The organism is Leptolyngbya sp. FACHB-541 (assembly GCF_014695875.1).
In the GTDB taxonomy this organism is placed as follows: Bacteria; Cyanobacteriota; Cyanobacteriia; order Elainellales; family Elainellaceae; genus JAAUTN01.
Genome location: NZ_JACJPC010000080.1, coordinates 15,904 through 29,034, shown reverse-complemented (window position 1 = coordinate 29,034; position 13,131 = coordinate 15,904). Strand labels below are relative to the sequence as shown.

At 50.0% G+C, this 13,131-nt stretch carries 10 protein-coding genes; 3 read left to right on the top strand and 7 right to left on the bottom strand.

Annotated features, from left to right (window positions below; translation table 11 throughout):
* Positions 1–16: 16 nt before the first annotated feature.
* Both H6G00_RS17380 and H6G00_RS17375 read right to left on the bottom strand, forming a co-directional pair.
* Positions 17–1,879 carry an NAD(P)H-quinone oxidoreductase subunit F gene (locus tag H6G00_RS17380; protein WP_190797719.1) on the bottom strand — a complete coding sequence of 621 codons (1,863 nt, stop codon included), beginning with the start codon at positions 1,877–1,879 and terminating at the stop codon, positions 17–19.
* Positions 1,880–2,477: 598 nt separating this feature from the next.
* Positions 2,478–3,113 (bottom strand): peroxiredoxin, encoded by a 636-nt coding sequence (locus H6G00_RS17375; protein ID WP_190641949.1) that lies wholly within the window; start codon positions 3,111–3,113, stop codon positions 2,478–2,480.
* 278 nt (positions 3,114–3,391) lie between these two features.
* Between H6G00_RS17375 and ureE the strand changes: the two genes are divergently transcribed.
* From ureE to ureG, 3 genes are all read left to right on the top strand, one after another.
* Entirely contained in the window at positions 3,392–3,886 is a 495-nt protein-coding gene (gene ureE / locus H6G00_RS17370; protein ID WP_190797718.1) for an urease accessory protein UreE, read from the top strand.
* Positions 3,887–3,962: 76 nt separating this feature from the next.
* Positions 3,963–4,610 (top strand): urease accessory protein UreF, encoded by a 648-nt coding sequence (locus tag H6G00_RS17365; RefSeq protein ID WP_347278194.1) that lies wholly within the window; start codon positions 3,963–3,965, stop codon positions 4,608–4,610.
* 68 nt (positions 4,611–4,678) lie between these two features.
* A complete protein-coding gene (ureG, locus tag H6G00_RS17360; protein ID WP_190641947.1) occupies positions 4,679–5,299 on the top strand; it encodes an urease accessory protein UreG in 621 nt (206 codons plus the stop codon).
* Between the two features lie 76 nt (positions 5,300–5,375).
* Here the strand turns inward: ureG and infB are convergent, their stop codons facing one another.
* The 5 genes from infB to H6G00_RS17335 all read right to left on the bottom strand — a co-directional run bounded on the left by infB (position 5,376) and on the right by H6G00_RS17335 (position 13,040).
* Entirely contained in the window at positions 5,376–8,486 is a 3,111-nt protein-coding gene (gene infB, locus H6G00_RS17355; RefSeq protein WP_190797717.1) for a translation initiation factor IF-2, read from the bottom strand.
* Between the two features lie 447 nt (positions 8,487–8,933).
* Entirely contained in the window at positions 8,934–9,197 is a 264-nt protein-coding gene (locus H6G00_RS17350) for a YlxR family protein (RefSeq protein ID WP_190641945.1), read from the bottom strand.
* A 113-nt stretch (positions 9,198–9,310) separates the two neighbouring features.
* Positions 9,311–10,693, bottom strand: coding sequence for a transcription termination factor NusA (nusA, locus tag H6G00_RS17345; RefSeq protein WP_190641944.1), 1,383 nt, complete (start codon positions 10,691–10,693; stop codon positions 9,311–9,313).
* Between the two features lie 128 nt (positions 10,694–10,821).
* Positions 10,822–11,283 carry a ribosome maturation factor RimP gene (gene rimP / locus H6G00_RS17340; RefSeq protein ID WP_190797716.1) on the bottom strand — a complete coding sequence of 154 codons (462 nt, stop codon included), beginning with the start codon at positions 11,281–11,283 and terminating at the stop codon, positions 10,822–10,824.
* 257 nt (positions 11,284–11,540) lie between these two features.
* A complete protein-coding gene (locus H6G00_RS17335) occupies positions 11,541–13,040 on the bottom strand; it encodes a hypothetical protein (RefSeq protein ID WP_190797715.1) in 1,500 nt (499 codons plus the stop codon).
* Positions 13,041–13,131 lie beyond the last annotated feature (91 nt).

The following is a 13,131-nucleotide window of genomic DNA, read 5'->3' as shown; positions in this document are numbered from 1 at the left end:
TGATTAAGTCTCCTATTTATTGAGCAAGGGGGAAGGGTAGGCGGATTAGCAGTGACCAACCCATCAGGACTGTGATTACCACAACTCCTAACGCAATCGTTAGCGTATAAAACTGGGTGCGCCCGGAGTTGCCATATTTCAAAGTTTCACCACCAAAGATGGAAGCAACACCAATGAAATTCACAAAGCCATCAACAATGTAGCGATCGCCCCAGTCCACCATTCGCGATATCACATCAACGCTGCCGACAATTGTAGAACGGTAGATTCTAGGAGTGTAAAAGTCATAGGCCAGCAGATCACGCAGTGGTTGCCAGAGAATGCCAACCGGCTTGGAGACAGTCTGACCGATGTAGATGAGTCCACCCAAGCTGATACCAAAAATGCTCGACCAGATCAGCAGCAGCGCCATGTCTTTGTTTAACACTGCCCAATCCGGCAGGAGTGAGAGGCTCTGCAAAATCAGCGGCAGGTGAAGCGTGAAACCAACCAAAATCATCATTGGCACGGTAATCGTCCACAGGTTTTCGGGCGATCGCTCCGTCATCTGCTGCCGCTTGCCAGCAAAAATCAGCCCAAACACACGAGTCACGCTGAATGCTGACAGAGTATTAACCACTAGCAGAATCGCGACCACAACCGGACGAGTTGCCCACAGTCCATCCGCTAATTCCAACATTGCCCAAAAGCCGCCCAGCGGAGGCAGCGCAATCAGCCCTAGTGCACCCACAATAAAGGACAGTCCGGTAATGGGGCGGCGGCTCCATAGCCCACCCATTTGAGTCAAGTCTTGGGTGATGTTGTTTAGCACAATGGAACCCGTACTCATCACCAGCAACGCCATTGCCAGAGCATGAGTCAATACCAGCAGAAAAGCGGCTTCAGTTTGCTGTGCGCCGACCGCGATAAACACCAATCCCATATATGCGCTGACCAGGTAGGATAAGGCGCGTTTGATGTCGATTTGGGCGATCGCAATCAGCGTTCCGCCGATCGCCGTCACCGCTCCAATGGCAATCATGGCCGTCAGTGCAAATGGAGACAGCGCCAGCACAGGCTCTAGCTTCACCAGCACCCATGCCCCTGTTGCCACTACCACCGAGTTTCTCAAAATCGTGCTGGGCAGTGGGCCTTCCATGGCCTCATCCAGCCACAGGTGCAGCGGAAACTGAGCGCACTTACCCATTGGTCCAGCAATCAGAGCGAGCGCGACCAGGGTCGCGACTTTCGGATCAACCTGCGCTGTCTGCGCCCACTGTGCCAACTCATTAAAATCCCAGGTGCCTGCCAGCGGATACAGTGCCAACACGCCCATCAGCAAAAACAGGTCGCCCACCCGCTTTGTCAGGAACGCATCTCGTGCGCCTGTCACCACCAGTGATTGGTTTAGCCAGAATCCCACCAAAAGGTAGGTTCCCAGCGTCAAAACCTCTAGCAGAATGTAGCTAAAGAACAGAGAATTGCACAAAATCAGAGAACACATTCCGGCTTCAAACAGCGCCAGCAGCGCATAAAACCGTGCCCAGCCCCAATCCATTTCCAGGTAGCCAACGGCGTACCACTGCGCCAGAAAGTTAATTCCCGTCACCAGAATGGTTCCGCCAATCGTAATTGCCGAAATCTCCAGCGGAATTGTCAGGTCTAAATCTGCTACTTGCAGCCAGGGAATGAATTGATACTGAGCAGGCTGATTCCAGACTGCTGAAAACGCCAGCACCGCATGAAAAAACGCCACAAGCGTCATGATCAGGTTCACATAACCCGCTGGTCTAGGGCCCGTGCGTCGAATCACTGAAGGAAACCAGGCAATCGACAAAAGCATCCCCACCAGCGGATAGCAAGGAATGAACCAAGCTGTTTGAGCTAGGAACTGAAACATCTTTACTATCCTTCAAAGCTTAAAGTTCGGAAACCGTCCCCCCTTTCCAAGAACTCCCCAGGCAATTTGGGCATATAGGGATTTCTATAAGAAATGGGATAACCATCACTAAAAATCTATTGAAAATTAGCTTAACGTAGAAACCTAAAGAAAATGAGAATTGTTTGATAGAAATTTCTTGATGTGAAGTAGAGGTTCTACTTATACCTTGCTGCGCCTTGGGAACGTGACCTGGCGTTGCATGGGCTAAATAGCCAGCAGATGTTGCCGTAGGTTAGGTTTACTTAGCAGGAATTAGTCCTCGACAAAGGCGATCGCCTCTCATCCCAAACCCGTCTGTAGAGTAGCGGAATTGGTAGGGGCGAAACATTTGGTTACAATCCTTGCAACCGAAGCACAATTCTTTTGCCGAATGCTTCGTCCGTACACCCAATAGTGCTTCCTCACGAAACGGATTCCGTATTAGAAATCATCAACGTATCAGAAATCATCAAGCGTATCGCCTCCAGCAAACAGGCTGGGCTTGGACAACAAAAAGACCCTCTTCCAAGTTGGAAGAGGGGTAAAAACTGAAACATTACGGCTCAAGCCTAATTGCCTACTTGTTAGGCTGAGGCGTTGTGCGTAGGTAAGGCTTAACTTCGGTAACGCCTTTGGGGAATTTTTGCTTTGCTTCTTCGGTAGAGATGGTAGGAACGACCACTACATCATCGCCATCCTGCCAGTTTGCGGGGGTTGCAACGCTGTAGTTATCAGTCAGTTGCAGTGAGTCAATCACGCGCAGAATTTCGTCAAAGTTGCGTCCTGCACTGGGGGGATAGGTCAACGTCAGACGCAGTTTCCTGCTGGGGTCAATGACGAAGACTGCCCGAACGGTAACTTTTGCGTTGGCATTGGGGTGGATCATACCATACAGGTCAGCTACCTTCTTGTCGTCGTCTGCCAAGATGGGGTAGTTGAGCGAGGTGCTTTGGGTTTCTTCGATGTCACCAATCCAACCCTTATGAGATTCGACATCGTCAACGCTGAGGGCGATCGCCTTGACGTTGCGCTTGTCGAATTCGGGCTTAAGCTTGGCAACTTCGCCTAATTCTGTGGTGCAGACAGGGGTATAATCCGCAGGGTGAGAGAATAAAATCACCCAGCTATCGCCAGCCCAGTCATAAAAGCTAATGTCGCCCTCGCTGGACTTTTGGGTGAAATTGGGAACCGTATCGCCGAGTTGAAGTGCCATAGCTAACTTCCTGTGATTTTTAATACAGATGCAAAGCGTTTACTCTGCTTATCATGCCATACAAACTCCGGTTATCCGATCGGAGTTTAGATCTTATTTATGATTTTAGCGTGACCAGAAATATTATTAGCCGTAGCTGGGGTGAAAGGTTTACCCATAGCCCATAGTAAGCGCACAAGAGAACTAGGGCAAATTTAACGTTTGACTACTTGGGTCAACTTTAGAGCTTTCTAAGAGATGGATAGCTTATCAGAAAAAGATTATTCTGACAGAATTTCATGCTGAATTTGACGCAACGTTTGCCTGCTGATCCAACTGTGGTGGCTGAGTTTACTTTGGCTCTGACGGCTGAAGAAAGGGTGCGATCGCGTCACTACTTTCACACGAATGAGCAAGATTTTTATCTCAACCTACCCAGAGGCACGGTGCTACAGAACGGCGACCTGTTGCAAACTGAGGCTGATGGTCAAATAGTTCGCGTGAGTGCCAAACCAGAACCTGTCATGACTGTGACAGCGCCATCCATGCTCGATTTGCTCCAAGCCGCTTATCATCTGGGCAATCGCCACGTGCCCCTAGAGGTGACAGCAACTCATTTACGCTTTTCGCCCGATCCGGTGCTCAAGGCAATGTTAGAGCAGCGAGGGCTGCATGTGTCCGAAGATATTGCCCCATTTCAACCAGAAGCCGGAGCGTATGGACATAACCACGTCGCCAATCATCATGCCCATCCCCCCTCAGTTCCGGCTCAAGCCCACCACCATGCCCAATGAACCGCAGCTAGATCCAACTATTTCTCCTCCTACCCCTTCGTCCCTGCACTCCTCCACCTCCTCGCTCCTCCACCTGATGCAGTTGGTCAGTCCAGCACTCCCTGTGGGAGCCTACAGCTACTCTGAAGGATTGGAAACCTTAGTACAGTCCGGTAACTTGCCCGATGCTGAAAGTCTACAGCGCTGGCTGGTTCAAGAATTGCGCTATGGGGCGGTCCGCTTGGAGGGAGCGGTAATGGTGCGAGTTTACCAGGCTGCGATCGCCTCCAACCCATCTAACCTAAACTATTGGAACCAATGGCTCTCAGCCTTTCGCGAAACTGAAGAGCTGCGGCAGCAAAGCTGGCAGATGGGTCGCTCCTTGAGCCGATTATTGCTAGAGCTACAGCCGCCGCTAGAAGGTTTACTCCAAGCCTGTGGGGAACCTTGTAATTTTGCAGTTGCTTTTGCGATCGCCTCTCATTCCTGGCAGATCGACTGCAAAACGATGATCTTGGGCTACCTCCACAGTTGGTCAACTAATTTGGTGAATGCGGGAGTCAGACTAATTCCGCTAGGACAAACAGCTGGGCAGCGTTTGTTGCTAGAGCTTTATGCCGAGATTGAAGCTACAACATCCTCCATCTTAGAAATGAAGGACGAAGATTTTGGCAACTGTAGCTGGGGGGTGGCGATCGCCAGCATGAACCATGAAAGCCTCTATTCCCGCCTGTTTCGCAGTTAGGTTTGCAGTTAGAAATATTGCGTTCCCATAAGCTATCATCTGCAAATTCTCGGTATAAGGGGGAAAGGATGCATACATTTCGAGTAGGAATTGCAGGTCCAGTCGGATCGGGCAAAACTGCGCTGGTAGATGCGCTCTGTAAAACAATGCGCGATCGCCACAACATCGCCGTTGTTACCAATGACATTTATACCCAGGAGGACGCGCAGTTTTTGGTGCGGAGTCAGGCGTTGGAGCGCGATCGCATCGTTGGCGTAGAGACGGGTGGCTGTCCCCATACGGCAATTCGGGAAGATGCCTCGATTAACTTAGTGGCGATCGAGCAACTAGAACAACAGTTTAGCGACCTGGATCTAGTCTTCGTTGAAAGTGGGGGAGATAATCTAGCTTCTACCTTCAGTCCAGAACTGGTTGATCTGACTATTTACGTCATCGACGTTGCCGCTGGCGACAAAATTCCCCGGAAGGGTGGTCCAGGAATTACCAAGTCCGATCTCTTAGTCATCAACAAAATCGATTTGGCACCGCTAGTCGGAGCAGATCTCACGGTGATGGAACGAGATGCCCGTAAAATGCGGGGCGAAAAGCCCTTTGTGTTTACAAACCTCAAAATCCGGCAAGGACTGGAAACGGTAGTCGATCTGATTCAGCTTCACATGGGTAAGAGTATCTCGGTAACAGCGAAATAAAATAACCATAAAAAAGTAGGGTGGGCAATGTACCCACCCTACCCAATTTGGTAACTCTGCTTGTGATAAGCAAAAGTTAGACAGATAGCGATCGCCGCTTGGAGATCAGACGGTAGGTTTCAATAATGTCACCGACTTCCCAAGCGTTGAAGTTGTCTATGCCAATACCGCATTCGTAGCCAGCATTGACTTCCTTCGCGTCATCCTTCATCCGCTTCAGCGAATCCAAGTTGCCCTCAAAGACAACACTGCCGCTGCGACGAACCCGCACCTTACAGTTACGGATTGCTTTACCCGACTGCACATAACAGCCTGCAACTGCACCACGACCCACTGGGAATACTGCCCGAACCTCCACTTGACCCAGAGGTTCTTCCACCATTTCTGGCTCTAGCAAACCTTCCATCGCGCCCTGGATGTCTTCCAACAGCTTATAGATGATGTTGTACTCACGTACATCTACACCAGCACGGTCTGCTGCTTGCCTCGAACCACTGGCGAGAGTCGTGTTAAAGCCAACAATCACCGCATCACTCGCAGCCGCCAAATCGACGTCTGTTTCTGTGATTTCACCCGGAGCAGAGAGCAACACCCGCACCTGAACCTCTTTCTGAGGAAGCTGCTGTAGTGCTCCCAAAATGGCCTCGACTGATCCCTGTACGTCTGCCTTCAAGACCAGGTTTAGCTCCTTCAGATCGCCTTCCTGCGCCTTCGCTGAAAGCGTATTTAGACTGACCCGTCGGGATGCCATTGCCTGCTGTAAGCGAGACTGACGCTGTTGGTCAGTTCGGCTAGAAGCAGTCGATCGCGCCTCCTTCTCATCCAGGAAGACCTCAAACTCGTCACCCGCAGCAGGTACATCACTCAAACCCAATACTTCCACAGCAAAGGAAGGTGAGGCACTGTCTACCCGCTTACCTCGATCGTCGATCATGGCGCGGACTTTACCAAAGGCAGAACCTGCCACCAGGACATCGCCGACCTTCAGCGTTCCGTTCTGAATCAACAGAGTTGCTACAGGACCTCTAGCTTTATCCAGGTTCGCTTCGATGATTGTTCCTCTAGCCGGACGGTCTGGGTTGGCATAGAGGTCTTCCACCTCTGACACCAGCAACAGCATTTCCAGTAGGGTATCCAGGTTTTCACCATTGATCGCGCTCACTGGAACCATAATGGTTTCACCACCCCATTCCTCTGGCACAAGTCCAAACTCGGTTAGCTCCTGCTTCACCCTGTCTGGCTGAGCTTCTTCTTTATCGACTTTGTTGATCGCGACTACAATTGGCACTTCCGCTGCTTTTGCGTGACTGATTGCCTCAATGGTTTGAGGTCTTACACCGTCATCTGCAGCGACGACCAGTACAGCAATGTCTGTAACCCTGGCTCCTCTTGCCCGCATCGCAGTAAACGCCTCGTGACCTGGTGTATCCAGGAAGACGACCTGCTGCGTATTGCCCTCATGCTCGACATCGACGTGGTAAGCACCAATGTGTTGCGTAATGCCGCCTGCTTCGCCCTGAGCCACTTTGGTTTTGCGGATCGAGTCAAGCAGAGTGGTCTTACCATGGTCGACGTGTCCCATGATCGTGACCACAGGAGGACGGCGCTGGAGGCTTTCCAGGTCGGTCGCATCGATCATTTCGGTGACTTTCTTCGCCTCAGCCTCTGCCTCAGCAGTCTCTACTGTCACGCCCATTTCCTCTGCCACCATAGTCGCCGTGGGAATGTCCAGAATCTGGTTGATGTTGGCGATGATGCCCTTGAAGAAGAGCGCTTTGATAATCTCTGTTTCAGGGACTACCAGCTCCTCAGCCAAGTCGTGAACAGTCAAGCTGCCCGTCAGAACTAGATGCTCTGGACGCTCAACTTTTGCTTCTTCACGGCGATCGCGGCGATAGCTTCTAGAAGATTCCCGCCCTTTGCTCTTTTGAGTTGGGCTAGAAACTGCTACAGGCTTCACCTGTCCTGGACGGCCTTTTGGCTTAGGTGGACGTGCTAAGGACAAGCTGACCTGTACAGGAGAGTCCTCATCATCTGCGTTCAGAACATCTTCCAGTTCTTCTTCATCCTCATCCAGCACAGGCTGGGCGCGGCGCTTCGCTTTGGTTGCTTTTGCCGCTTTTGGTGTTTCTTGCTCTTCCTCTTCTTCCTCCCAACCCTTAGTCCTTTTGGGAACACGAGGCAGAGTAGGTCGCCTTAGCTCATCTAGCGGTCCGGCTACAGGCTCAGTACCAGTTTTGGCCGTTTCAGTACCGTCAGCGCCATCCGATGATCCAGGCGCACCAGGACGAACCGGTTTACGCCGTAGTTCGATAACAGGCTTTGGTTTTGGAGCAGCTTGTTCTTCAGTTTCTGTGATTGGAATCTGCCTACCGCGATCGCCTCTCAGAGCAACCCGTTCTCCTCTCTCAGAGGGGGCTCTAAGCTCAGGTCTTGCTGAGTCAGATGAGCGAACCTCAGGTTGATCGGTTCTAGCCCGTTTTAGCGTTGGTCGATTTGTCAGGTTAGATTGCGGCGGACTCGCAACCTTGGCAGCCGGTCTAGATGGAGGCGCAATGAGGTCAGGCACCTCTTCCTCTTCAAGAGATATCACGACGTCGTCGATCGGCTCAGCAAAAATACTAAGCTCATTAGATTCAGGCACTTCAACTTCTTCAGAAATGCGATCGCGCAGATCCTCTTCTACCTCAGCTTCTTCTACTACAGCGGCCGTTTCAACAGTTTCAGGACTATCCGGCTGTGAACGCTGTGGTCGGCTAGGAGGCCCTGCTAGACGGTTTACAGGGCGTGCAGGAGAGCTAACGGGCGGCGCTGCTGCGTCATCGAATGAGGACGGATCAGAGATTGGTGCCTCAGCTTCCGCTTCTGCTCGCTTGGGAGGAGCCGCTAATGGACGATGACGACGAATTTCAAGAATCTGTTGCTTTTTAACGGGTGGCTGCACGCCAGATTTTCGAGCTTGAGAACCACCATTGTACTGAGCCGACGAATTAGGCTTATTGGCAGAAGAGTGACTGGTGGTGTGCTTCTCGGCAGCGGATCGAATCTGAGCGGCTTCAGCTTCTGTAATAGTGCTGCTGTGGCTTTTGACCGCAATGTTGAGCTGATCGCAAACTGCCAAAATATCCCTATTGTCCAAATTCAATTCCTTTGATAACTCGTAAATTCTCACTTTGCCGTTGTTCATCCACGCTTCCTCTTCGTACCGGACTTGTTGTCACATAATGTTCTGCCGCTCTTTTGATGAAACTACGCTAAATCTACTCAAGCCGTGCATTTAACCTGAAAAGCTACAGATTTTGCTATTTCCATGATCCTACAGATGAAGGATTTTGGGCATATCTTGTAACTTTCTCCCATAGTTCAGACGGCTGCCCTGGAAAAATAAGCAGCTTCTTTTACTATCTTGCCTGAACTTTCAGAAAACTGGTGGCAGCCTCCAACCAGATCGTTAGCAATGAAAAGGCATAGCTATACTAATGCTACACGGTTACTACAGATTACCTCCAACTGTCTCCGCATTGAATCCATCTGAAGTTAGCTGTAAGTTCAGTGTAATTACCCAAACGAATCTCTACTAGGGGCAGTATGTTACTCAATACATTGCTGATACTGCACTCAAAGCAGATATCACCTAGGACTGGGAACTGGAAGCTGATAGACGTTGCCACAATATTTGATAAATTGTCTCGGGAACACAAGCTTTGAGCGATCGCCCCAGTCGGTTTTTCTTTTGAGCTGTCCGCAAACAGCTTTCCTGCGGACACAGGTAAACTGATCGCCCTTCACCCTGATCTAATTCTACCGTACCAGATGGGTGTACTCTGACAATTCGCCAGAAGCCTGACTTTAGTGCAACCCTGCGGCAGCTCACGCAGCGGCGATAGTTTGGCAACATAACCCCTACCAGATCAATGCAAATAAATTTGCTCACTCCCGGATCATCTGTGCCAGATCATCTATGAGTGAATGAAGGCACATGCTTTGAATAGCCCTAGCGGCCGGGCATATCTATGGTCTAAAATCCGCCTGAGGCCGCTTGATTGCATTATCTGCTTCAACCCCGAATCCGTCTGCTGAGACAGTAGTGGGTTCAGGGGAGGGATCAAATTCTGGCTCTTCCAAGTCAAGATTTTCAGATTCCGATTCTAGTTCTGACTCAAATTCTGATTCCAGTTCTTCATCTTCCTGCCACTCCTCTTCCTGAGCTTGACGGCGTTCTTCGGCTAGAGCTGCCATTTTCTGGTTTTCCGCTTCATAGTCATACTTGGCTGAATCTTTGATGTCAATCTTCCATCCAGTCAAGCGAGCTGCCAAACGCACGTTTTGACCCTCTTTACCGATCGCCAGACTCAACTGATCTTCTGGAACTAGCACATGCGCCTGCCGATCTTCTGGGTTAATGAGGCGTACCTCGTCTACTCGTGCTGGACTGAGGGCATTAGCAATATAAGTGGCGGGGTCAGGCGACCAACGAATTACGTCAATCTTTTCGCCGCGCAGCTCATTTACCACCACCTGAATGCGTGAACCCCGTGCGCCGATGCAAGCTCCTACCGGGTCAACATCTCGCTCCAGGGTGTCTACCGCAATTTTAGTGCGAGGTCCAACGGAACGAGAGGGTGGATTGGCTTCTCGGGCGACTGCGACAATCCGCACAATTTCATCTTCAATCTCGGGAACTTCGGTAGCAAATAGGTCAACGACAAGTCCTGCATCTGCTCTAGATACCAAAAGCTGTGGTCCCCGGTGTGATCCTTCCGAGACGCGCTTGAGAAAGACCTTAAAGACTGCGTTTGCGCGATAGTTGTCGTTCGGCAACTGATCGCGTTTGAGTAGCTCTGCTTCTACTTCAGGTTGCCCAAAGCCGCTGCTGACTGCCATGATTACAGACTGCCGCTCAAATCGCAGCACCCGCGCTTGAGGTAGAACGGTTCCTTCAAGATCCTGGAATTCCTCTTGAACGAGCTTGCGCTGCTGATCCCGCAGCTTTTGAGCGAGTACCTGTTTCGTTTGGATGGCTGCCATGCGCCCAAATTCGCCTTGATCAGGTGTGACATCCAGTACAACAGTGTCACCAAGTTGCGCTTCTGCTGCGACTTCTTGCACTTCCTGAAGAGCAATTTGGTGATCAGGTGTGGTCACTTCTTCCACAATGGTTTTTGCAGCAAGGACGCGAAACCCTTCATCCTCAATGTCTAATTCGACTTCAAAATTGTTGAAATATTCTTCGTCAAAGCTGGCACTGTCGGGGCGGTGGGTGCGACGATAGCGCTCATATCCTTTGAGTAGGGCTTCTCGCAGGGCAGCTTGAACCGCGTGTTTGGGCAAGTTGCGCTCACGGCTGATGCCGTCAATCATGTCTTGAAGTCCGGGTAAGCTGACCATTGACATAGAACTAACCTCCTGCTTTCCGAGTTTTCGGTTTTGTATTTTGTTTAGTGATGGTTCCGTTAGCTTGTTTTAAGTTTTGGGTTCTAAACTTTGGAACCCGAAACTTAAAAGACAAAGCTCAAAACGATTTAAGGACTTTCGTCTAGCTGCACTGTGTCAATCAAGTGGCGTGGAATAGCGATCGCCCGTCCTTTTTTGTTTAAATAAAGTGCTTCTTCATCGCGCCGAATCAACTTCCCAACCCAGGATTTGTGTCCTTCGTGCGGCTCTGTTGTCGTCACAACTACAGGGAAACCCTTAAAGGAAATGAATTCCCGATCGGTCGTCAGGTTACGAGGAATTCCAGGGCTGGAAATTTCTAAAACGTAAGCATCAGGAATCACATTTGCCTCGTCTAAGGCCGCTTCTAGCGCTCGACTCATTTGCTCACAATTTTCCAAACTTACATCGCCCTGAGAATTACGGATATCTACCCGCAAAATGGGCGGATGTTGATTAGTATGAAAAACAGCCGTAACGACCTCTAAGCCCAAGTCTTCGGCGATTGGGGCTGCTAGATCAACAATTTTAGGAATTAAAGGATGAGCCATCTTTCTCTCAAGATGCTGTACAGATATTCTTAGAGTGCTGTACAGGTAAAAGTTGCCTGTAATTCATCAAACCGGATTGCGTTGCAATAAAAAAAGTGGGGTCTGGCCCACTTCCACCGAAATGATGTCCAAAATGTGACGAAACGCAGGGTTGCCCTTCATCACTGATAAGTCTAGCGCATTCAGTTCAGAGTTGTCAGAATACGCTGCTGTAAGGAACTATAGGTGATCTGAGTGGCTCGCTCATTTCTGACGGCTTATTTCCTGCCGCCCGTTTGAGTAATTTGGTAAAGCATCTGAGTTTGTTCGCGCAGCTTCTCTACATCTTCTTCGGCAATCCGTTGAACGTAGTTGATCTTGACTTCATCCAGCCAGACAGCTACCAGAGCTTCAATTTCCTCTAAGGTGTGCCCTTTTTGAATTTCAGCTCTAAAAGCTTTGACGGTGTTGTCGATCAAGGTTTGAGTCAGGGCTGACCCAGCTGGGTCTTCCTGTAGTGAATCAGCGATCGCCCCGTACACAGTTTGATAAAGCTGAGCAATCACCTGCCGGGTCAGTTGGTCGGGGAGATCGCCAATTCCAGGCAAGTGCTTGACTCCTTCATACAGCGGCAACTCTTGTAAAGCTTTGCTGGCGTTGTGGTGCAACAAAGCTTCAACATCCGGTCTGACTTTAGGCAAAACCTGGCAAACCAAAGTTGAAGATAGCCGCCTGGAAATCAGGGTAACTTCATCGACCTCGTTCAGGTTGATGTAACGTGGACCTACTTCCGGCTTGAGCAGCGTTCGAGCAATATCTCCCTGGCGAATCAGATTTTGAAGTTGCTCAATTACGCGAATCACGACGATTTCAGTCAACTCGACCGCATAGTTAGCGATAATTCCTCGAATAATGCGATCGCGTAGTGGATCAAGGTTAATCAGGTTAGATTGATTGATCCGCGTAGTTAAAGGAATAATTCGCAGGAAGCGCCAAAACGGCAGCAGCAGAAGCACGTCATACCAGCGCCATAGCATTGTATCTAACCAACTGGTGCCTTTGTAGCGGCGGCTGAGGTACCAGGTTCTAGCTAGAAACTCGATCCCAAACAGGGCAATAAACCAGATATCGATTTTGATAAATTCATCGGTGGGTCTGCCGTTAAACCCGATGCTGCGATAGTAGTTGCTTTGAATCAGCGGCTCAATACGCTCGTCGAAAAAGCCCATCTGTCGAGCAAAGCCGTTTCTAGCAAGATATTCAGGACTCCAGAAGATAGTAAATGCTTGTTTTGAAGATTCGATTTCCTGTCCAGTCTGGTCTTCAACGTGCCTTCGCATCCGCTCCTTGATTCGTTCCAGAGTGCCTGACTTGTTGGCAATTTCAAACGGATCTTCGTCAACCATGGCTTCACTGCGGCTCTGCAACTCCGACAGAATAGGCCGCATCTGTGGCGATGAAATAGACTGTTCTCTTTGCTGGCGTACCTGCCGCTCTAGCTCATCCACGGCAGCCAGATAAGCTTCGGTAGTGCGGTTTGGCTCAATTCCTTTGAACTGATGACCGTACCAGTCAATAAACCGTGAAGAGTTGATCTGGCGATCGCTCCAAAGGGTAATCGGCGGAATTTGCCTCAGATAAAAGTCTCTTAATGGAATGTAGCTGTAATCAAACAGCACCAGCGCAAAATTTAACAGCGCGATCGCCGCCATGATGCGTTCAAACAAACGCGCTCTGCGCCGAGCTTTAGTAACTTTAGAGCGTTCTAAGGCTGCCATGAAGAGACTCAATTGAAATTTCACCCATTGTGTTCAAATATGCTGTTTTATGAGCCAAATTACTATCTGCAATCGGTGGGATTTCAGCGCT

Bases quoted from the DNA above. Each gene is read 5' to 3' on its own strand.
- H6G00_RS17380 (WP_190797719.1), bottom strand. From the start codon at position 1,879: ATGTTTCAGTTCCTAGCTCAAACAGCTTGGTTCATTCCTTGCTATCCG.
- H6G00_RS17375 (WP_190641949.1), bottom strand. From the start codon at position 3,113: ATGGCACTTCAACTCGGCGATACGGTTCCCAATTTCACCCAAAAGTCC.
- ureE (WP_190797718.1), top strand. From the start codon at position 3,392: ATGCTGAATTTGACGCAACGTTTGCCTGCTGATCCAACTGTGGTGGCT.
- H6G00_RS17365 (WP_347278194.1), top strand. From the start codon at position 3,963: ATGCAGTTGGTCAGTCCAGCACTCCCTGTGGGAGCCTACAGCTACTCT.
- ureG (WP_190641947.1), top strand. From the start codon at position 4,679: ATGCATACATTTCGAGTAGGAATTGCAGGTCCAGTCGGATCGGGCAAA.
- infB (WP_190797717.1), bottom strand. From the start codon at position 8,486: ATGAACAACGGCAAAGTGAGAATTTACGAGTTATCAAAGGAATTGAAT.
- H6G00_RS17350 (WP_190641945.1), bottom strand. From the start codon at position 9,197: ATGTTGCCAAACTATCGCCGCTGCGTGAGCTGCCGCAGGGTTGCACTA.
- nusA (WP_190641944.1), bottom strand. From the start codon at position 10,693: ATGTCAATGGTCAGCTTACCCGGACTTCAAGACATGATTGACGGCATC.
- rimP (WP_190797716.1), bottom strand. From the start codon at position 11,283: ATGGCTCATCCTTTAATTCCTAAAATTGTTGATCTAGCAGCCCCAATC.
- H6G00_RS17335 (WP_190797715.1), bottom strand. From the start codon at position 13,040: ATGGCAGCCTTAGAACGCTCTAAAGTTACTAAAGCTCGGCGCAGAGCG.